Here is a 20,430-nt window from a genome sequence, read left to right as displayed (position 1 = left end):
GGCCCGGAGGCCACGCTCTGGCTGGAATCGGTACAAGTGACGCGGAACGGGTTTCCGCTGCGCAGTTGTCGCGCGGGCAATTCCTCGTTAGGCTGGCGGGCGTTATGAAGGAATTCTTCCAACATACCGCGATGACGGACGGCGTGACCGTGAGGGTCGCCGTCAATTTCCTGCCCGAGCAATCGCGCATCGAGGCGGGCAAATGGTTCTGGGTCTACCATATCCGCATCGAGAACGATTCCGACGAGACGCTCCAGCTCATGACGCGTCACTGGCGGATTACCGACGGCAACGGCGATGTCAGCACGGTGGACGGCGAAGGTGTCGTGGGCGAGCAGCCCGTGATCGCGCCCGGCCGCAGCCATGACTACGTGTCCGGCTGTCCCTTGCCGACCCCGCAGGGATCGATGGAAGGCCGCTATACCTTCCTGCGCGACGACGGCACCGAGGTGGAGGCCGCGATCCCGTTTTTCCCTCTGGCGGCGCCTGCTACGGCGCGTTGATGTCTTCCGGCTTTCCGGTTCGGGAGCGTGCAGCGCGCATTCGATATCGTCCCGGGCCAGTTCTCCATTGCCCGCGCGCAAGCCAGCGCATAGGGAACGGCCATGAAGCGCACGCACCTGCCCCTCAATGCCCTGCGCGTGTTCGATGCAGCGGCCCGTCACCTTTCCTTCACCCGTGCCGCCGACGAGCTGGCGGTGACCCCGGCCGCAGTCGGCCAGCAGATCCGCGCGCTGGAGGATCTGCTCGGCGTCGTGCTGTTCCGCCGCACGAGCAAGGGGCTGGAACTGACCGACGAAGCGGGCGCAGGCCTTGCCGCCCTGCGCACCGGCTTCCTGCATTTCGAGGATGCGGTGCAGGCCATGCAGGCGGGCCAGTCGAGCCATGTCTACACCATCGCCGCGCCGCGCGAGTTCTTCGCCGCCTGGCTGGCGCCCCGTCTGGCCGCGTTCCGGGCGGATAATCCGCAAGTGCGCTACGTCATCGTCGATGGTGAGCTGACCGACTTCACCGAAGCCAACCTCGACCTTGCGGTACGCTGGACCGACGGTCCCGGCGAACTGGAAGGGTCTGCGCTGGGATCGGCGGAATGGGTCGAAGTGGGAGAGGGCGACTGGATCGGATGGCCCGGCGATCCCACGCCCGGCGCCGAAGAGGGTGAGGACGGCGAGGAGGCCAAGCCCGCGATCGCCGTCAGCGATGCCGGGCAAGCCATAGCCGCCGCTCGCTCGGGCCTTGGCCGCGCTCGCGTTCCCAGCCTGCTGGCAGAAGGCCTGATCGGCGAGAACGAGCGGGACGTGATCCGCGCGACGACGCCGTCGCGCCGGGGCTACTGGCTGGTCGCACCTTTGCCGCAATGGCGGCAGAAGAAGGTGAAGGCGCTTGTCGGCGCCTTGACCGAGGCATTGTCGGCAGAACCCGGCCTCGGCTGACTCAGGATAACGACCCGGCGAAACGACGGATTTTGCCGGATTTCGACAAGCGCGGTGCGGGTGGCGGCATTTAGCCTTCGCAGCACCTCAGCCGGAGCTTGTCATGTCGTCGAACCAGAGCCTGACCGAAAACCCAGCCAAGTGCAGCAAGACCTCGCGCCGCGAATTGCTGGAAACTTTGGCCGCGACCGGCGCGGTCGCCGCAATCGGCCTTGGCGCGACCGCCCCAGCCCTTGCTGCGGCGCCCGAAGCGGGGCCGGACAACACGCTGACCCCCGAGCAGGCCCTCAAGGAAGTCATGGACGGCAATGCGCGCTTCGTGGCGGGGGCGCCGACCGCGCACTTGAAGGATCTCGCGATCATCAAGGCCCGCGCGGCCGAGGGCCAATGGCCTGTCGTCGGTGTGCTGTCCTGCGCGGATTCGCGCGTTCCCGTGGAAATGGTGTTCGACGAGCCCATCGGCCGCCTCTTCGTCACCCGCGTCGCGGGCAATATCACGACGCCGGAAATCATCGCCAGCCTCGAATACGGCGTTGCGGTTCTGGGCATCAAGGCGGTGGTGGTGATGGGCCACTCCAGCTGCGGCGCCGTGAAGGCGGCGATCGAGAACCCGGAAGTGCCGGGCCAGATCAGCGCCTTGTTCCCGGCTCTGCTTCCTGCGGTCTACATGAGCGCCAGCAGCGATCCCATGGTCGTCACGCGCCAGAATGCGGTGATCCAGGCGGCGACGCTGATCAACTCTTCACCGGTCGTGGAAGCGAAAGTGAAGGCCGGAGAGCTCAAGGTCGTTCCGGCCGTCTACGATGTCGCCACCGGCAGAGTGGAGATGTTGCCGATCCCGCCGGCCATGCGCGTTGGCAAGTAAGCGGGCCGGGAGTTTTTAGAAGCATCCTCGGCCGCGCGTGTTTCAGAAGCCGAGATCCTCGATCGGCCCGTCGAAGTTGCCTCCCAACTTGTGGATGGCCTTGGCGAGCTGGTCCTGCGGCAGGCCCTTCAGATAGCCGTCGATAATCCGCTCGTAATTGCTGATCAGCCCTTCGACGTCCTTGGAAAGGCGCATGAATTCGAATCCGGTCGCGTGCAGGCCCTTCTGCTGGATCGGGATGTTCGAATAGTCCTGCCGCGGGATCGGCGGGAATTCCGGGCTGTTGTAGGGCAGGACCACCGGCTCCATCACCGTTTCGAAGTCCTCGTCTTCGGGCACGTAGGTCAACGACCAGATCTCGAAGAAGCAGCTTTCCGGTCCGGTCGGGCGGATGCGATAGGCCGACATCGAGGTGAAGTAGGGCAGCAGGAAGTAGTGGGGGAACAGGAACTCCACCGCCTTCACCGGGTGCGTCTGCGCCACGGTGCAGAGGTCCGGCACCGGCTCTCCGCGCGCGGAAAGTTGTGAGGAGATCTGGTGCATGACGATGCCCAGCCAATGGAACATCGCCATGTTCTGGTCTTCCGGCAGCCCCTCCTCGATACCGATCAGGCCGCGCGCGATCTCGACTTCCTTCTCGTGGACCATGCCCGCCATGCCCTCGCTGAGGAGGGCCATGGAGTTGACCTGCAGTTCCTGGTTCTCGCGGTAGGAGAGGTGCTGCTCGGCCATGATCGGCACGGGGCCGCGCGGGGTCTTGTACATCGAATCGTACATCATCGGCGCGGCGTGCTGGAGCTGGGGGTGCGTCTGCATGACGTGGTAGCCTTCCATGAAGGCCTCCATCGCCACCTTCCAGTTGGCCGGCAGTTCGGCGCCGTAGCACCATTCTGCACGCATCTTGTCCAGATTGCGGGCTTCGAGGTTGCCTGCCACAGAGCCGAGCGTCTCCCGTACCGAAGGCGCATCGTCGTCATGATTGATCCAGACGCAGCCGATGAAGGTCTCGGCGCGGCAGGGGATCAGGTTGATGTCGTCTTCCTGAAGCTGCCGCTCCGAGAACATGTGCTTGCCGTAGACCTGCGTGGATTCGCCGTCCATGTTCCAGCGCCAGCCGTGGAAAGGGCAGACGAACCCGGACTTCCTGCAGTTGCCGTGGGCATGACCCGTGCCGCCGGCGAAAGGCACGCCGCGGTGGCGGCAGGCGTTGTGGAAGGCCTTCACGCCGCTGGCGGTACGCACGACGATCACGGACTTGCCGACATTCTCGTACTCGATCCAGTCGCCCACCTCGGGGATCTGCTCCTCGCGGCAGGCCATCTGCCAGACGTGCGGCCAGAGGTGATCCAGCTCGGCCTGATAGAACTCGGCATCGTAGTAGCGCTTGACCGGGATCCGTTCGGGATCGTCGATCGGATAGGGGACGGACCGCAGTCCGCCGTCGACTGATTTCAGCACTCCGACACCTCTCGGGTTATTCTTCATTCGTGTTGAACGAATGTACAACCCTGCGCCGGGCAGGCAATGGCGGCGCGCCGTGGGAACATCGCAGGCGCGCTTTTTGGGAGAAGGCGGGCCTTACTTGCGCGCCGGATCGAGCGCGGATGCGGCGCGTCGCGGCGGCCCGGCATCCATCGCCATCAGTGCCTCGATCCGCTTTTCGGTGGCCGGATGCGTCGAGAACAGATTCGAGACCGCGGTGGGTACGATATAGAGCTGTGCGGCGGCGGGATTGCGCTCCGACGCCGCGCTGGGCACTGCCTGCGCCGGACCTGCGATCTTGGCGAGGGCAGAGGCGAGGGCCCTGGGGTTTCCGCTGATCTCGGCACCGGTGCGATCGGCTCCGAACTCACGGGTGCGGCTGATTGCCATCTGGACGATCATGGCAGCGAAGGGGGCCATGAACACGGCCGCCATCGCGGCGATCGGATTGGGGCGATCCTCGCCATGCCCACCAAAGAACAGCCCGAAGTTGGCGATCATCGAGATGGCGCCGGCGATCGTGGCGACCATGGTCATGATCAGCGTGTCGCGATTCTTCACATGGCCCAGTTCATGCGCCATCACGGCCGCCACTTCATCGCGGTTCAGCCGGTCGAGCAGGCCGGTCGTCGCGGCCACGGCGGCATGCTCGGGATTGCGCCCGGTGGCAAAGGCATTGGGATTGGCGCTCTCCACAAGATAGACGCGCGGCATGGGAAGCTGTGCGCGCCGGGCTAGCTCGGCCACGAGGTTGTAGAAATCGGGGGCAGTACGCTCGTCCACCTCGCGCGCATTGTGCATCCTGAGCACGATGCTGTCGGCGTTCCAGAAGGTGAACAGGTTCATGCCCGCCGCCACGATCAGCGCGATCACCGCGCCGGCGCTGCCGCCGAACATATAGCCCAGCCCCATGAACAGCGCCGTCAGCGCCGCCAGCAGCATGGCCGTTTTCATCCCGTTCACTTCCTTAAACTCCTTGAATTGGTCGAATATGGAATCTGGGTATCACATCGCGGCTTTCAATATGCTGCATCGCCAGCGCGAATTGCGATCCGGGGGTGTCCCCAAGCGCATCAATCCCCCCTAGGACCGCCGGAAAGAGGCTTTTGGGGAGTGTACAGGCAATGGCGTTCAAGACCCGCGTCACCGAGATGCTCGGCATCGAACATCCGATCGTGCAGGGCGGCATGCAGGGCGTGGGCCTGGCCGAACTGGCCAGCGCCGTGTCCAACGCGGGCGGGCTCGGCACGCTGACCGCGCTCACCCAGCCCAGCCCGGAGGCGCTGCGCGAGGAAATCGAGCGCTGCCGGTCGATGACCGACAAGCCCTTCGCCGTGAACATCACCGTGTTCCCCACGCTGTTGCCGCCCGACTACAAGGCCTATGCGCGGGCCGCCATCGACGGCGGCGTGAAGATCATCGAGACCGCCGGCACCCAGCAGGTGCGCGAGATCTGGGAAATGGTGAAGCCGCACGGCATCACCGTGGTCCATAAATGCACGGCCGTCCGCCACGCGCTTTCGGCGGAGAAGCATGGCTGCGACATCATCTCCATCGACGGTTTCGAATGTGCCGGGCATCCGGGCGAGGACGATATTCCCGGCCTGATCCTGATCCCCACGGCGGCGGACAAAGTGAAGATCCCGATGCTGGCGAGCGGCGGCTTCGGCGACGGACGCGGCCTTGCCGCCGCGCTGGCGCTGGGCGCGGAGGGCATCAACATGGGCACCCGCTTCTGTGCCACGAAGGAAGCGCCGATCCACGACAACGTGAAGGCCAGGTACATCGAGAACGACGAACGCGGCACCAACCTGATCTTCCGCAAGTTCAAGAACACTGCCCGCGTCGGCAAGAACGGGGTGTCTGACGAAGTGGTGGAGATCTCCGCCCGCCCCGATTCGACTTTCGACGACATCAAGCACCTTGTTGCCGGTGCCGTGGGCCGGGAACTGCTCCAGTCGGGCGATCTGACCAGGGGCATCTTCTGGGCCGGCATGGTGCAGGGCCTGATCCACGACCTGCCCACTTGCAAGGAACTGATCGAGCGGATCGTCGCTGATGCGGAAGAGATCGTGAAAGGCCGGTTGGGCGCGATGCTGGCCTGAGGGGAGGCAGGGTGCTGATCTCAGACACAAGGTGACAGTTCGCTTGACACAGTTGACACGGTCCAGAGGAAAACTGTCACCTTGTGCGGAAAGTGTCACTTTGCGCCGAGTGTAGCGGCGGCGTTTGTGGTTGCAACGAGGAGGCCGTAACAGCATCGGGCTCAGTATAGCGGATGGGCGGGATGTAGGAAAACGCGGCCTGCCTTCGTGCAACCGCTAAGGTCGGCACCAGAGGCACCTGCGGGTTTCTCCCGATTTCGGGCGGAGGGCGGGATCTGGATAGTCGCAGGCTCCCCGCATTCGATGCGCCAGCGGCAAGGTCTTCCATGCACGATCTCGAAGAACTGTTCCGGCTGGGGCCACCCAGACGACTGGCCCGCTTCGTTCGCGCCAGTCGCCCGCCTTTCGTCAAGCCGATGCCCCGCGTTCTGCTGGTGCTTGCGGCCGGGTGGCTGCCGCTCTTCGTGCTGACGGCCTTGCGCGCGCCGGAGCAGATGCAGGACCTCGTTCGCGATATTGCCGTCCATGCGCGCTATGCCGTGGCGACGCCGCTGCTGGTGGTCGCCTATTCCTCCTGCGGCAGGCGTCTGGGGGTGATCGTCGGCAATTTCGCGCGGGCAGGCCTGCTGGATGCGGCGGGGCGGCAGATCCTGGCCGAACAGATTGCCGTAAGTCGCAGGCTGCTCCAGTCCCGCGCGGCCGAAGTGGTGGCCGTCGTGCTGGCAGTCGCGTCGGCAGCAGCGACGCTGAGCGGCCTTTCGATTTCCGAGGAAATGGCGGCATGGACGCGCAATTCCGGGGCGAACGCCCTTTCGATGGCGGGGCTCTGGCAATTCGCGATCAGTCTGCCCTTGCTGTTGACGCTGTGGTTCGGCTGGCTCTGGCGCATCGCCGTCTGGGCACGGCTGCTGATACGTATTTCCAGGCTGGATCTCGATTTGATCGCGTCGCATCCCGACCAGTGCGGCGGGCTTGGATTTCTGGGCCAGTCGCTCCGCGCCTTTTCGACGTTCGCCATGGCGCTGGGCGCGATTTCGGCGGGGCGGCTGGGGCACAATCATCTGGCCGGAACGTCGAGCACCTTCACCGATGGCGTGCTTGCCGGGGGGACCGTGGCTGTCGTCGTCCTGCTGTGCGTCGCCCCGCTTTGCGCCTTTTCGGATCGCATGATGCAGACCTGGCGCCGGGGTTCGATGGCCTATGGCGCGCTGGCGACGCAGCTGGGCATGCGGCTGGAGGCGGCGTGGATCGATCGCGGTGATGGGCGGGGCGATGGGCGGGGCGATGGACGGCCGCCGATACTCGAAGCGCCCGATTTCTCGGCGGCGGCGGACTTGTTTGCCGTTGTGGGCAGTGTCCAGACCATGCGCTTCATTCCCGTGGATACGCGCAGCCTGGTCATGCTCGTGACGGCGACCCTGCTGCCGTTCGTGGCGGCACTGTTCCTGACGATGCCGTTCGATGTGGTGCTGGAAACCCTGAAGAACCTGTTGATTTGATGGAAAGGCGTCGCCCCGATCATCGCCGCTTCGCGCGGCCGACGATGCGCAGTTGGGCCGAGCTTTGGGCTAGCGGGACTTATACGGCCCCGGCTTCGCGCAATTCCGCCAGTCCGGCCTCGTCGATCCCGATCTCGGCCAGCACTTCGGCGGTGTGCTCGCCCAGCATCGGCGGGGCCATGCGGATGGTCGCCGGGCTGGCGGACATCCTGGCGAGCGGGCTGGCGATCAGGTCCACCGAGCCGCTCTCCGCCCAGGCGTGGGGCGTGGTGGCCCGCAGCTCGCGGTGCTTGACCTGCTCATCCTCCCACACGTCCGCCAGTTCGTTGTAGCGCGCGGCGGGAATGCCGACGCCGTCCAGCATGTCCTGCATCTGCGTGACGGTGAAGCCCTCGCTCCAGCGGTTTATGATGTCCATCAGTTCGGCGCGGTTGGTCTTGCCGCGCTTGAGGTTGCTGTCGAAGCGCGGGTCGGTGAAGAGTTCTGGCCGTTCCATCAGCACGGTCAGGCGGCGATAGTGTTCGTCGGTGCCTGCGGTGAGGTAGATTATGCCGTCCGCGCAGCGCATCAGGTCTGCCGGGCCGCCGCCGTTGCCGCCGTTGCCGAGGCGGGGAGGGGCCTGCCCGCTGATCAGGTAGTCCTGCATGATGTGGCTGACCATCGCCACCGAACTGTCGAGCAGGGCGATGTCGATGAACTGCCCCTCTCCGGTCCGATTGCGGTATTGCAGCGCGCCCAGGATGGCGAGGGCGGTGTTGTGGCCGGTCACGAAGTCGACCAGGCTGGGGCCGGTCTTCAGCGGACCATTGCCGGGCAGGCCCTCGGGAATGCCGGTCACGGCCATCATGCCGCCGGTTGCCTGAAACAGCCCGTCATAGCCCGGGCGCGCCGCCATCGGGCCGGTCTGGCCGAAGCCGGTGACCGAGCAGTAGATCAGGCGCGGGTTGATGGCCCTGAGGCTCTCGTAATCGAGGCCGAAGCGGGCCAGATCGCCCACTTTGTAGTTCTCGATCAGCACGTCCGCCGTCTTCACCAGTTCCTTGAGGACCTGCTGACCCTCCGGCCTGGAATGGTTGAGCGTGATGGAGCGCTTGTTGCGGTTGGAAACGGTGAAGAAGCTGGAATGGCGGGTCTCGATCCCGTCCTTGCCGGGCACCCACGAGAAGCCGTAGCCGCGCCCGTCGTCGCCCACGCCGGGGCGCTCGATCTTGATGACGTCCGCGCCAAGGTCGCCAAGGATCTGCGCGCCTACGGGGGCGGCGAAGACGCGGCTCATGTCGATGACGCGGATGCCGGCCAATGCGGCTTTATCGTTCTGGTTCGTGCTCATGATGGGAAAAGCTAGACCTGCCCTCGAAGGCGGCCAAGGTGGGCGGCCGCGCTTATCGCAGAAGCGATCAAGCATCGTTGCCGCCGTGGTCAGGCTTATCCGCCGCGCCGAAAGCGCCTAGCCGAAGGGGAAAGACGATCACGAGAGGTATGCGATGAAGACGGCGATCATCACCGGCGCGGGCAGCGGCATCGGGCTGGAGACCGCGAAGATCCTTCATGCCGAAGGTTTCGCCATCGTCGGCGTTGGCCGCAGCAAGGACAAGCTGGCCACGCTGGAGGCCGAGATCGGCAATCCCGACCATGTGTTGGCGATCAGCGCCGACCTGACCGACCCCGCCGCACCCGGCGCGATCGTGAAGGCGATGCTGGAGCGCTTTGGCCGGATCGACGCGCTGGTGAACAATGCCGGCGTCGGCAGCCCCAAGCCGCTGGACGAGACCGACGACGAGACGCTGGACGACTTCCTCGACATCATGCTGGTCGCGCCGTTCCGCCTCTGCCGCGACGTGATCCCGCACCTTTCGCAAGGGGCCAGCGTGGTCAACGTCACCAGCACTTTCGCCCATATCGGCGGGCGGCGCGGGGGCGCCTACTCTGCGGCCAAGGGCGGCCTCAAGTCGCTGACCGAGCACATGGCCTGCGAGTATGGCCCGCGCGGCATCCGTTCGAACTGCGTGGCGCCGGGCGTGACGATGACCGACATGGTGCGCCACCGTTTCGAGGATGAAGGCTTCAAGCGCGCCAACGTGGAAACCACGCCCTATCCGCGTCTCGCCCAGCCCGAGGATATCGCCAGCGTGATCGCGTTCCTCTGCCTGCCGGGCAGCGAGATGATCAACGGACAGTCGATCGTGGTCGACGGCGGCTGGACGGCCACCAAGTACCTCAGCCCGCGCGTGACGCGCACGACCTGGGTGGAACCCGAAAATACGTGAGGATCAGGCGGCGGCGCTAGCGGCGATGCAGAGCCGGGTGCCGCCATGGCGCTTCGCCGCATAGAGCGCCGCTCCCTTCCGGGAGCTTGCAATCGGTATAAGTGCTTAGGGTAAAAGCTCTAATAACCAAGGCCGAGGACCATTGCCGCCCTGGTCAAGTCGCAAGGATTGTCGGCGCCTGCCGAGGCACTCTAATGTCGCCGCAACACGGCGGGGCAGGAACCCCGCGCCAGGCGGGAGGGAGCGATGATCAGGGGGATCCATCATATCGGCGTCAACTGCCGGGACCTCGATCGCATGACTCGTTTCTACAGGGACGCGCTGGGCTTCGAGCCGGTGGACGAGGGCTTCGCCTGGCGCGACGAGCCGGTGATGGACCTGATCGTGGACCTTTCCGGTTCGGCGGCGAAAGGCGTGATGCTGCGGGCGGGACAGTGCTACCTCGAACTTTTCGAGTATTCCGCGCCGCCGCCTGATCGCGATAGTCCACTGCGGCCGAACGATCGCGGCTATACGCACTTGTGCATAGACGTGACGGATATCGCAGCGGATATCCCGCACCTCGAGGCCTGCGGCATGACCTTCCGCGATCGCCGTTTCGTGGATGTCGGCCATGTGCGGACGCTCTACGGGTACGACCCCGAGGGCAATGTCATCGAAGTTCAGCAATGCATGCCTGGCAATGGCTTTACGCTGGAGGATCTTGGCCCGCCGCGTGGCCCTGCGACGACCTGATACAACCCCGTCATTGCAGAAAAGCCGCCAAATCCCTAAGTGGGCCGTGCTTCCGCAGCTGGCGGACCCGCCCACCCCACCGGAGAACGATGAAGCCCGCCCCGTCGCAACGCCACTATGGAATGGATTGGCTGCGCGTCGGCGCCTTCGTTCTGCTGATCTTCTACCATGTCGGTTTTTCATTCACGCCCTGGGGCTACCAGACCCCTACGCGCGGCGTGGTGAGCTGGGCGGAGATCCCTCTGCTGGGCCTCAGCGCCTGGCGGCTTGCGCTGCTTTTCGCGATTTCCGGCTATGCCAGCGCGGCCCTGCTGAAGAAGGACGGCAACAATCGGGCTTTCCTCAAGAGTCGCATCCTGCGCCTTGGAATCCCTCTGCTTTTCGGACTTACGGTGGTCGTGCCGCCGCAGCCCTACATGGGGCTGGTCAACAGCGGTTATGAGCATGGCTATGGTTACTTCCTGCTTCACGATGCCTTCCGCTTCCACAAGGTAGGCTACGAGGTCCTCCCGGCCACCATGCACATGTGGTTCGTGATCTACCTACTGGTCTACACCCTGGTGCTCTGCGCGGGTCTGATGCTGCTGCCCGCCGCCTGGCGCGCGGCGCTGCGTAGCGGGGCCGAGCGGCTGCTTTCGGGACCGGCGCTGCTGCCGCTGGGCATCGCGGCGATCTTCCTGATCCGCCTCCTGCCTTACGGCTGGACGGACATGCACAATTTCCTTCAGGATCGCGGCGCCCATCTGCACTATTTCGCGATGTTCCTGTTCGGCTTCCTCCTGCGCGGCTCGGAGCCGATGCGTGCGGCGATCGCGCGGCAGTGGAAGCTTGCGCTGCTGCTGGGCGTGCTCGGCTATGCCTGGGTGATCGGCGACACGCTGCTCTATCCCGGCAATGTTCCGACGCCTGCCGCCTGGGTGCAGCCGCTGTCCTTCGCCAAGTCGGTGCAGTGCTGGGGCACCGTGATCGCGCTGTTCGGCATTGCCGACCGCTTCTGGAACTTCGACCACCGCTGGCGCACGACCCTGGTGGAGGCGGTGTTCCCGATCTACATCGCCCATCAGACGGTCATGGTCTTCGTCAGCTACGGCATCCGCGACATGGGGCTGGGCGCCCTCGCGGAATTCCTCACGCTTTGCGCCGCCGTGGCGGGCGGGTCCTGGCTGTTCTATCTTCTGGGCCGCGAAATCGGCCCGCTGCGCCCGCTGATCGGGCTCAAGCGGCATCGCGCCCGCAAGTCGTCCGAACAGAAGCCGGCGCTCGCTTCCGCAGGCTGAACGGGAGCGCGGGGAACCCCCGCTCCCGTCAGTCTCGCGCCAGCAGCAGGGCCGCCGCCATCGGGCCGCCGCCGGACGTCGCCACGGCGACCCTGGGGTCTCCCGCAATCTGCCGCTCTCCGGCCTTGCCGCGCAGCTGGGTGACCGCCTCGTGCGCGAAGCCGAAGCCGTGGAGACGCCCCGCGCCGAGTTGGCCGCCGAACGTGTTGAGCGGCAGTTCGCCGCCACGCGCGATCCGGGTCCCTCCCTCGATGAAGCGCCCGCCTTCGCCCTTGCCGCAGAACCCCAGCCCTTCGAGCCAGGTGACCGGCAGGAACGCGAAGCCGTCATAGAACTGCGCGGTATCGACGTCGGCCGGGGTGTAGTCCGTGCGTTTCCAGAGATCGGCGCCGGTTTCGTAGGCGGCGAATTCCTCCACCTGGTCCCAGGAATAGCGATCGACCGAACCGGACATGGCGGCGATGCGGATCGGGCTGGCGGAGACTTCGTCGAGCGCGTCCCCCGCCGAGACGATCACGACGGTGGAGGCATCGGAAAAGCGGTCGCAATCGTAGAGGCACAGCGGTGTCGAGATCATGCGCGCGGACATGTACTTTTCGAGCGTGAGTTCTTCCTTGGTGATCGCGCGGGCGCGCGGGTTGGCCATGGCGTTGCGCGAGGCGTTGATGGCGATCTGCGCCAGCTGTTCGCGCGTGAGGCCATACTTGTGCATGTGCTTCGCGGCATATTGCGCCGTCCAGCAGGCTGCCGAGGTGGCCCAGAACGGACTGGTCCATTGCGAGGACCCGCTCACGCTGTCCTGCTTCGCCCCGGACATGTACTGGGCAGGATCGGCCATGCCGCCCGCTTCGTAGACCGTGCGGAAGCAGATGACGTGACGGCACAGGCCCTGCTTCACCGCCATGGCGGCCACGCCGATGGCGGAAAGCTGGGCGGGCTGCTCCATGGCGCCCATGTGCCATTTCGACTTGATGCCGAGCACTTCGATCAGGTCTTCGCTGGCGACGGGCGAGAAGGCGGTATAGCCGTTCATCTTGCCGGGATAAGTGAAGACGCCGTCGATCTGGCCAAGCGTGAGCCCGGCATCGTCCAGCGCCTCGCGCACGGCATCGACCGTCAGCAAAAGGGGGTGTCGCGGCAGGCGCACGCCGACTTCGGATTGGCCGACGCCGGTAATGTAGGCTTCCCTGTCGGCCATCAGTCCGCTTTCTCGAAGAGGGGATAGAACAGGCCGTCCTGTTCCTCGAAGGTGACCCGAACCCTGTCGTCGAAGTCCACCGCTTCGACCGGGCAGTTGACGATATTGGTGGTGAGATAGACGCCGGGGGCGCCGTCCAGCTTCACGCGGGCGATCACATAGGGCACTTCCAGGCCCTTGGCCCAGGGCTGGTGGTTTACCGTGAAGCTGTCGATCGTTCCGGTGCCGGGCACCGCCTGCGCCGCAACGTTTTCCGACTGGCAATGGCGGCACAGCAGGCGCGGAGGATGGGTGAATTCGCCGCAGTCGCCGCATTTCACGATCTTGAGCAGGCCTTCACGGCCTCCGGTCCAGAAGGCGGTGTTTTCCTGGTCCAGCCTGGGTTTGGGCCTGGGTGGATTCATCGCGGATATCTCTCCCTGTAATGCTCGGGACAGTTCGGCAGCCATGCGGCGCGGTCAAGGCAGGGAGGGGATTGATCGCAGGGGCGCGGGCGTTGCGCAAATGTCGCAATGCTTCCCAAAAGTGTCGTCGCCCAAGTTGACGGAGCACCGGATAGCGGTGTCTACCTCGTTACCAGCAAAATTCGGTAACAGGACTGTCATCGACCGTAACTATTCGCGCCGCCTGAATTGTTGAACGATAGGGAATGCGACGTGATCACCAAAGTCATTGCCAGGACGGCTCTGCATCTGACCTGCGGCCTGGGTGCCCTCTGTATTTCGGCACAGGCCTTTGCACAGGACGCTTCTTCTTCTGATGCAGGGGCCACCGGCGAAGGTCTGGGCGACATCGTGGTCACGGCGGAACGGCGTACCGAGAACCTCCAGCAGGTGCCGATCTCGGTCGGCGTGGTCGGCGGTGACCAGCTTCGCAGCTTCCAGGCGGCGGGCGACGACATCCTCTCGCTTTCCGGGCGCGTGCCCGGCCTTTATGCCGAGACGACCACCGGCCGCATCTTCCCGCGCTTCTACATTCGCGGCCTCGGCAATATCGACTTCTACCTAGGCGCCTCGCAGCCGGTCTCGATCATCCAGGACGATGTCGTGCTGGAGCATGTCGTGCTGAAGTCCAACCCGGTCTACGATCTCGACCAGGTGGAAGTGCTGCGCGGTCCGCAGGGCTCGCTGTTCGGCCGCAACACCACGGCCGGTATCATCAAGATCGACACGATCAAGCCCACGACCGACCGCTGGACCGGCCGCGCCAGTGCCAGCTACGGCGAATACAACTCGGTCAACGTTGACGCGGGCGTGGGCGGCCCGATCATTCAGGACGTGCTGGCGGTGCGCGTCTCGGGCCTCTACCAGCGCCGTGACGACTGGATCGACAATACCTACAGCGGCCCCAGCGCCGACGGCACCGTCTCGCCGAAGAAGAACGCGATGGGCGGCTTCGAGGAACGCGACGCGCGCATCCAGCTGCTGCTGGCGCCGACCGGATCGGGCTTCTCGATGCTGACCAGCTTCCACGCCCGCAAGTACGACGGCACGTCCACGATCTTCCATCGCGGCGCCTTCACCAAGGGTTCGAACGACGTCAGCGGCGAACCGCGCGACAAGATCGCCCTCGACGAGGCGCACGACAACCCGCAGGGCTACGACACCTACGGTGCCTCCAGCCGCATCGCCATGGATTTCGGCCCGGTCACCCTGACCTCGATCAGCGCCTGGGAGACGACCTCGGGCTATAGCCGCGGCGATACCGACGGCGGCGCGGCGGCTGACTATCCGGTCAACGGCGTTCCCAACGGCTATGGCCAGTCGCAGGGCAATGTGCGCGATCTCGACCAGCTGAGCCAGGAACTGCGCCTGTCCAGCAATGGCGACACCCGCTTCAAATGGCAGGTCGGCGGCATGTGGTTCGACCAGCGCGACATCACCGAATTCTACCAGCGCGCCTATTTCCTGACGCCGCCCGCCAACAATCCCAACAACTGGGTGCGACTGCGCAACCAGAACACCAGCTGGGCCCTGTTCGGGCAGGCGAGCTACGAACTGGTGCCGGGCCTGACCGTCACGGCTGGTGGCCGCTATACCAAGGACACCAAGAAGACCCGCCTGCTCAAGACCGCCGACAGCGCAGCCGGTGTCTCGACCTATCGCGGGCGCCGCTATGTGCGCCTCTCGGGCGAGGAGCCGAGCTGGGACGTCAGCGTGAACTATGAAGTGAACCCCGACGTCAACGTCTATGCCCGCGTCGCGCGCGGTTTCCGCGGGCCGACCATCCAGGGCCGCTCGGCGGTGTTCAATTCGGACTTCACCACGGCGGATTCGGAAACGATCCTCTCGGGCGAGGCCGGGATCAAGACCCAGCTGTTCGACAACAAGGTCCGCTTCAACCTGTCCGGCTTTGCCTATCGTGTGAAGGACATCCAGCTCAACGGCAACGATAGCGACGGCAATGGCGTGCTGTTCAATGCGGACAAGGCCGAGGCCTATGGCATGGAAGCGGAGCTGGAAGCGCGGCCGGTGCCGAACCTCACGCTGACGGCGGGGCTCAGCCTGCTGCATAGCGAGATCAAGGACAAGAACGTCTATGCCCAGGTCTGCGCGCTCAACGGCGTCGTGGTCTGCACGGTCGACGATCCGACGATCACCAATGCGCGCGGCACTTTCGCGCAGATCGACGGCAATCCGCTGCCCAATGCGCCCAAGTACACCGCCAACATCACCGCGCGCTACGACGTGCCGCTGGGCAACGGCGGCGCGCTGTTCGCGGCGACCGACTGGATGGTGCAGGGCTACACCAACTTCGTGCTCTACAAGACCAGGGAGTTCTACTCCAAGGGTGACTTCGAGGGCGGGCTGAAGCTGGGCTATTCGGCGCCGGGCGGGCGCTACGAGATCGCCGCTTTCGCGCGCAACATCACCAATGAGAAGAACCTCAAGGGCGTGATCGAGAACTACATGGCGGCCGTGTTCAACGAACCGCGCGTGATCGGGGCCTCGTTCTCCGGCAAGTTCTGATTACGGCAGGGGCGGTGTGCTTCTTCTGGGGGCGCACCGCCTCAGTGCTTGGGATCCGCTTTCAGTCGATGACCTTGCGCGCGATCAGGTTGTCCATTTCGCTTTCGGACAGGCCCAGAAGCTCGCGGTAGACGAAGCCGTTGTGCTCCCCCAGCAGGGGCGCGCCGCGTTCGATCTGCGGACCGTCGGGGCTGATCCGCCATGACGGGCCGATGATCGGGCGCGTGCCGCTGCGGTGATCGCTGACCATTCGGAAGGCGCCTCGGCCCCAGAGGAAGCCGTCCGAGCAGAGGTCCAGCGAACTCATCGCCTTGAACGCCGGGACGCCTGCGTTCCTCAACCTCTCGGCAAGGTCTGCCGCGTCGTGCGGGCGGGTGAGTGCGGATAGTTCGGCATCGAGTGCGGCGCGGTTGATCAGCCGGTCCGCCAGCGTCGTAAAGCGTGGATCGGTGGCGAGAGCAGGCGCTTCGAGTGTGCCGCAGAGGGCGCGCCATTCGGCCTGGGTCGCCGTCGCGATACTGGTCCAGCCGTTCTCGCCGCAGGGGTAGAAGCCGTGCGGGGCCATCTCCGGGTGGTAGTTGCCATCGGCCTTGGGCACGTCTCCGGTGACGCTGGCGGCGAAGAGGCTGTCGCCGACGAGGCTGGTCATCGCCTCTACGGCCGACAGGTCGATGAACTGGCCTTCGCCAGTGCTCTCGCGGTGGTGGAGCGCGGCCACGCAGGCGAGTGCGGCTAGCGCGCCGGCGGTGGAATCGCCGTAGCGGATGTTCATGCCCTTGGGCGTCTCGCCCTCATGCCCCACCAGCGCGGTAAGTCCCGAGAGCGCGGCGAAGCAGGGGGCGTAGCCGGTCTGATAGCCCAGCGGGCCGTCGCTGCCCCACATCTTGATCGCGCACTGGATGAGGTCCGGCTTGATCGCCTTGAGGCTTTCGTAATCGAGCCCGGACCGCTCCATCGCGCCGGGGCGGATGTTTCCGATCAGGATATCAGCCTTGGCGATCATGCGCTTGACGAGGTCCAGCCCTTCGGCGGTCTTCATGTTGGCCTGAACCGAGAGGATTTCCTGATTGATCGACAGGAAATAGGGCGCGGCGTCGATGTCCACGCCGCCATAGGCGCGCATCTCGTCTAGGTTGGAGCGGGATTCGATCTTGATCACTTCCGCGCCGAGATGGGCGAGCAGTTTGCCCGCATAGGGGCCGGCCCAGACTTTGGTGAGTTCGACGACGCGGATGCCGGCGAGGGGGCCTTTTCGGTCAGGAAGCGGCATCAGGAATGTCCTCCCGATGGGCGCCGAGGCGGGGCGCTGCGGCTCTCACCGAAACCGGCGTGGCGCTCATTCGGTAGGCGGCGGTGGGATAGGAGACTTCCCCGAACGCCGGATGCACCGCCTGCTGGAAGAAGCCGCGATGGACGAACTGTTCGTGGCGCGGCAGGTCCTCGGCAGTCTGGACTGGCACCATGGCGACGCCTGCCTTCTGCGCGGCCTCGGTAATCGGATGCTTGTCCTGCCGGGCGATCCAGCCGGTGAAGTGCTCGCGGAATTTGGCGACATTGGGCGGCGTGCAGTCGAACTCCAGCCAGTCCTCCCGCAGGTCCTGCGTCCAGGCCGGATCGCCCATCAGCGCACAGAGGCCCTTCCAGTGCGCTGGGCTGGTCATCAGCAGGAAAACATGCCCGTCCCGGCAGGCGAAGGAGGTGCCGGGGCCGCCCATGTCGTAGGCAGTGCGCGCGTCGCTGGGTTCCGCCTCGCCCGCCAGCATGCGGTCGAGCACGCAGTCGATGCGGTTCAATTGCACTTCCACTTCGGAAATATCGACAAACTGCCCCTGACCCTTGCGGCGCAGGCGTAGCAGCGAGGCCATGGTGGCCAGCGCGGCGTCGATCCCGGCTTCGTAGTCGGAGAGGAACCGGCCCGCGCCTTTCAGCGGCGGCTTGTCGGCAGGCGTTTCGCTGGGGCTGTGATAGGCCCAGCCGCCAGCGGCGATGACGTTGATCGGGCGGGCGGATTGCCAGCCTTCCGGCGCGTCCTGCCCGAACGGCGTGACCAGCGTGTGCACCAGCCCGGAACGCGCTGCGGAGACCATTTCCGGCGTCAGGCCCATCGCCCGGCACCACCCGGCGTCGTGATCGTCGATCAGCGCGTGGGCGCGGCCGAGCAGCCGGTCCAGCACCTTGCGATCCGCCGCATCGGCAAGGTTCAGCACGACTGATTTCTTGTTGGTGTTGAGGTAGGCGAACAGCGTCGATTCCCCCGCCGCGAAGGGCCCCATCGCGCGCGTAGGCGCGCCGCCGGGGCGTTCCACCTTGATCACTTCGGCGCCGAGATCGGCCAGCAGTTTGCCGGTATATTCGCCGCTCACCCGCTCGGCGACCTCGATCACGGTCAACCCCTCAAGGGCACCACTACTCGTCATAGCGATTGCCCGTCGTCGATCGTGAATGTCGCGCCCGTCACTTGCGCGGAGGCGTCGGAAAGCAGGTAGAGCAGCATAGGCGTCAGCGCCTCGGCATCGAGCAGGCGGCGGCGGTGGAGGGCGGCGATGTCGGCCTTGCCGCGCTCGCTGGCGAACCAGTCCGTGTTGATCTCGGTGGCGATCCAGCCGGGTTGCAGGGTGTTGACGTTGATCCCCTGCCGCACCCATTCGCGCGCCAGCTGTCGGCCCAGGTGGGCAAGCCCGGCCTTGGTGGCCGCATACATCGCATCGCCAGTGCCGTTCTGCAGCGCGGTGATCGATCCGATCAGAACTACGCGCCCGCGTTGATGTTCGCGACTGCCGCCCGCGATCAACCGCCGTCCGGCCTCGCGCGCGACCAGCATCGCGCCGAGCAGGTTGGTATCGAGCACGCGGCGCAGCCCGTCTTCCGGCACATCGGTGGAGCGGCCCCCGGTGCCCACGCCGGCATTGCAGATCACGCCGTCGATCGTGCCGAAGCGATCCTCAGCCGCATCGAAGGCGGCGCGCACCGAAGCCTCGTCCGTCACGTCCAATTCGACGGCCAGTGCCTCGCCCAGTTCCGCCGCCAGCTTGGCGCAGCGGTCCACGCGCCGCGCGCCCAGCACGACGCGTCCGCTCGCCGCATGAATGGCACGCGCGAAACCGGCGCCGATCCCGGAGGAAGCGCCGGCCACGAAAACGGTGCGACCCGATAGTGAAAACGTCATCAGCGCTGAAGGGCCCTAAAATCAGGATGATAGGGCGGCATCGCCATGTACTTGTCGATGGTCTGTTCGAAGTGGCGCACGCGCACTTCCTGATAGTCGCCCAGGGTCAGGCCCGGCTTGGCGCTGGCTTCCAGCCCTTCCTGCTGGGCGTAGAGATTGTCGGTATCCTGATCGAGAATATGGCCGAAACCGGGATCCATGCCCCGCGCCTCCGCGAAGGACTGGTGGTCCTGCAATATCTCGACTTCGGCGGTCTCCACCTCGCTGCCGTCCCTGGGCTTGGGGCGCATGAACATCACTTCGTAGATCGTGCGACGATGGTCGCGCGCATCGGGGCGGAAGCGGTAGATCATCGGCAGCGAAATGCCGGGGAACAGGAACAGGTTCGGGAAGAACGTGTAGCTGTAAGTATCGAGCAGCTCGGTATCCGAAACGTGGCTGAGATCGGTGTTGGTCGCCGTCTCGAACATGTCGCGGAACATGTCCGCCATCACTTGCCGCGCGCGTTCGCCTGCCTTCAGTTCGGGCTTGCTGCCGCCCAGCGAGGAACTGTCGCCCAGCGTGAAGTTGGCGATGATGTCCGCCTCGCTGTACTTGTCGCGCAACTTTGGGCTGACGACGCCGAGCGTGGAGATGAAGCGGTCCACGTGATCGCCGTAGACATCGTATTGCGAGTTCACGTCGCCATTGGCGGGCGCGACTTGCGGGTGGGTGTCGCCGACGTGATAGGCCTCCATGAAGGCTTCCATCGTCAGCTTCCAGTTGGCCGGGTAGCTCTTCTGGACGTGGAGGTAGATATAGCGATCCTCCAGCTTCCACGCCTTGAGATGGGCGAGGGCCTCGGCGCCGAGATAGTCTTCAAGGCTGGGTGCGGCGGGGTCCATGTTGACCCAGACGAAGCCGCCCAGCCGCTCCACCCGTGCTTCGGGCAGGCACATCTTCTGCGTGGCGACATGGGCGAAGTCCCACTTTTCGGGGATTTCCTTCAGCGATCCGTCGAGGTTCCAGGTCCAGCCATGGAACGGGCACTTCAGGTTCGCCGCGAAGCCTGCCGTGCCGGAGGGCTTGAGCTTGGTGCCGCGATGGAGGCAGGCGTTGAAGTAGGCGCGGATCTCATCGTCATCACAACGCGTGACGACGAACGAGTACGATCCAATGTCGTAGACGTAATAGTCGCCCACTTCGGGAATGTGGTCCTCTCGGCAGGCCATCTGCCAGGTGCGCGTCCACATCCGCTCGAACTCCGCTTTGGCGAAGGCGGGATCGGTGTAGCGTTCCTTGGAAACGTCCTCGCTGCCGAGGTAGTGGTAGCTTTCGCTGGCGGCCCAGGCGGGCGCGGCGTTGCGGTCTGCGGCGATGATGTCCTGCGTGGATTCGGCGGGGCAGCGGGCCTCGCCGGGCTGCAGCGTTCCGGTGGCGACGTTCATTCCGAGG

General features: G+C 65.3%; 18 protein-coding genes. 9 read left to right on the top strand and 9 right to left on the bottom strand.

The window, feature by feature from the left end; translation table 11 throughout:
• Positions 1–104 precede the first annotated feature (104 nt).
• The 3 genes from apaG (at position 105) to NTCA1_RS10140 (ending at position 2,298) form a co-directional block, all read left to right on the top strand.
• A complete protein-coding gene (gene apaG / locus NTCA1_RS10150; protein WP_159830368.1) occupies positions 105–503 on the top strand; it encodes a Co2+/Mg2+ efflux protein ApaG in 399 nt (132 codons plus the stop codon).
• A 102-nt stretch (positions 504–605) separates the two neighbouring features.
• Positions 606–1,433, top strand: coding sequence for a LysR family transcriptional regulator (locus NTCA1_RS10145; RefSeq protein ID WP_159830366.1), 828 nt, complete (start codon positions 606–608; stop codon positions 1,431–1,433).
• A 103-nt stretch (positions 1,434–1,536) separates the two neighbouring features.
• Positions 1,537–2,298, top strand: coding sequence for a carbonic anhydrase (locus tag NTCA1_RS10140; protein WP_159830364.1), 762 nt, complete (start codon positions 1,537–1,539; stop codon positions 2,296–2,298).
• 42 nt (positions 2,299–2,340) lie between these two features.
• Here NTCA1_RS10140 and NTCA1_RS10135 read toward each other — a convergent pair whose 3' ends face one another.
• Positions 2,341–3,756, bottom strand: a complete 1,416-nt coding sequence (locus NTCA1_RS10135) for an SRPBCC family protein (protein WP_236549217.1) — start codon at positions 3,754–3,756, stop codon at positions 2,341–2,343.
• Positions 3,757–3,876: 120 nt separating this feature from the next.
• Positions 3,877–4,743, bottom strand: coding sequence for a zinc metalloprotease HtpX (gene htpX / locus NTCA1_RS10130; protein ID WP_236549216.1), 867 nt, complete (start codon positions 4,741–4,743; stop codon positions 3,877–3,879).
• A 161-nt stretch (positions 4,744–4,904) separates the two neighbouring features.
• Here htpX and NTCA1_RS10125 point away from each other — a divergent pair, with 161 nt between their 5' ends.
• Both NTCA1_RS10125 and NTCA1_RS10120 read left to right on the top strand, forming a co-directional pair.
• A complete protein-coding gene (locus NTCA1_RS10125) occupies positions 4,905–5,885 on the top strand; it encodes a nitronate monooxygenase family protein (RefSeq protein ID WP_159830360.1) in 981 nt (326 codons plus the stop codon).
• Positions 5,886–6,211: 326 nt separating this feature from the next.
• Positions 6,212–7,384, top strand: coding sequence for a hypothetical protein (locus NTCA1_RS10120; RefSeq protein ID WP_159830358.1), 1,173 nt, complete (start codon positions 6,212–6,214; stop codon positions 7,382–7,384).
• A 79-nt stretch (positions 7,385–7,463) separates the two neighbouring features.
• Here the strand turns inward: NTCA1_RS10120 and NTCA1_RS10115 are convergent, their stop codons facing one another.
• The gene (locus NTCA1_RS10115; RefSeq protein WP_159830356.1) at positions 7,464–8,714 is read right to left on the bottom strand and encodes a CaiB/BaiF CoA-transferase family protein; all 1,251 of its coding nucleotides are present in this window, start codon (positions 8,712–8,714) and stop codon (positions 7,464–7,466) included.
• A 154-nt stretch (positions 8,715–8,868) separates the two neighbouring features.
• On the opposite strand from NTCA1_RS10115, the gene NTCA1_RS10110 reads away from it, so the two are divergent.
• The 3 genes from NTCA1_RS10110 (at position 8,869) to NTCA1_RS10100 (ending at position 11,663) form a co-directional block, all read left to right on the top strand.
• Positions 8,869–9,651: an SDR family NAD(P)-dependent oxidoreductase gene (locus NTCA1_RS10110; protein ID WP_159830354.1), complete on the top strand. Its 783-nt coding sequence runs from the start codon at positions 8,869–8,871 to the stop codon at positions 9,649–9,651.
• Positions 9,652–9,897: 246 nt separating this feature from the next.
• A complete protein-coding gene (locus tag NTCA1_RS10105; protein WP_086492824.1) occupies positions 9,898–10,386 on the top strand; it encodes a VOC family protein in 489 nt (162 codons plus the stop codon).
• Positions 10,387–10,475: 89 nt separating this feature from the next.
• Positions 10,476–11,663 carry an acyltransferase gene (locus NTCA1_RS10100; RefSeq protein WP_159830352.1) on the top strand — a complete coding sequence of 396 codons (1,188 nt, stop codon included), beginning with the start codon at positions 10,476–10,478 and terminating at the stop codon, positions 11,661–11,663.
• Positions 11,664–11,691: 28 nt separating this feature from the next.
• Here the strand turns inward: NTCA1_RS10100 and NTCA1_RS10095 are convergent, their stop codons facing one another.
• Positions 11,692–12,861, bottom strand: coding sequence for a thiolase family protein (locus NTCA1_RS10095; protein ID WP_201282452.1), 1,170 nt, complete (start codon positions 12,859–12,861; stop codon positions 11,692–11,694).
• Positions 12,861–13,265 (bottom strand): Zn-ribbon domain-containing OB-fold protein, encoded by a 405-nt coding sequence (locus NTCA1_RS10090; protein ID WP_159830350.1) that lies wholly within the window; start codon positions 13,263–13,265, stop codon positions 12,861–12,863. The genes NTCA1_RS10095 and NTCA1_RS10090 overlap by 1 nt, the downstream gene beginning before the upstream one ends.
• Before the next feature lie 252 nt (positions 13,266–13,517).
• On the opposite strand from NTCA1_RS10090, the gene NTCA1_RS10085 reads away from it, so the two are divergent.
• Complete coding sequence (locus NTCA1_RS10085; protein WP_374705172.1) at positions 13,518–15,830, top strand: TonB-dependent receptor; 2,313 nt, start codon at positions 13,518–13,520, stop codon at positions 15,828–15,830.
• A gap of 61 nt (positions 15,831–15,891) precedes the next feature.
• Here the strand turns inward: NTCA1_RS10085 and NTCA1_RS10080 are convergent, their stop codons facing one another.
• The 4 genes from NTCA1_RS10080 to NTCA1_RS10065 are packed head-to-tail and all read right to left on the bottom strand — an operon-like array spanning position 15,892 to position 20,423.
• Positions 15,892–17,100 (bottom strand): CaiB/BaiF CoA-transferase family protein, encoded by a 1,209-nt coding sequence (locus NTCA1_RS10080; RefSeq protein WP_159830348.1) that lies wholly within the window; start codon positions 17,098–17,100, stop codon positions 15,892–15,894.
• Positions 17,087–18,247 carry a CaiB/BaiF CoA-transferase family protein gene (locus NTCA1_RS10075; protein ID WP_159830346.1) on the bottom strand — a complete coding sequence of 387 codons (1,161 nt, stop codon included), beginning with the start codon at positions 18,245–18,247 and terminating at the stop codon, positions 17,087–17,089. The genes NTCA1_RS10080 and NTCA1_RS10075 overlap by 14 nt, the downstream gene beginning before the upstream one ends.
• On the bottom strand, positions 18,244–18,996 hold the full coding sequence (locus NTCA1_RS10070; RefSeq protein WP_159830344.1) for an SDR family NAD(P)-dependent oxidoreductase: 753 nt from the start codon (positions 18,994–18,996) through the stop codon (positions 18,244–18,246). Before NTCA1_RS10070 ends, NTCA1_RS10075 begins: the two co-directional genes overlap by 4 nt.
• On the bottom strand, positions 18,996–20,423 hold the full coding sequence (locus NTCA1_RS10065) for an SRPBCC family protein (protein WP_159830342.1): 1,428 nt from the start codon (positions 20,421–20,423) through the stop codon (positions 18,996–18,998). The genes NTCA1_RS10070 and NTCA1_RS10065 overlap by 1 nt, the downstream gene beginning before the upstream one ends.
• Between the last annotated feature and the right edge of the window lie 7 nt (positions 20,424–20,430).

The sequence above is a fragment of the Novosphingobium sp. TCA1 genome (assembly GCF_009811895.1).
Lineage (GTDB): Bacteria > Pseudomonadota > Alphaproteobacteria > Sphingomonadales > Sphingomonadaceae > Novosphingobium > Novosphingobium panipatense_A.
The sequence above is the reverse complement of the archived record's forward strand: the minus strand, read 5'-3'. Positions and strand labels throughout refer to the sequence as shown.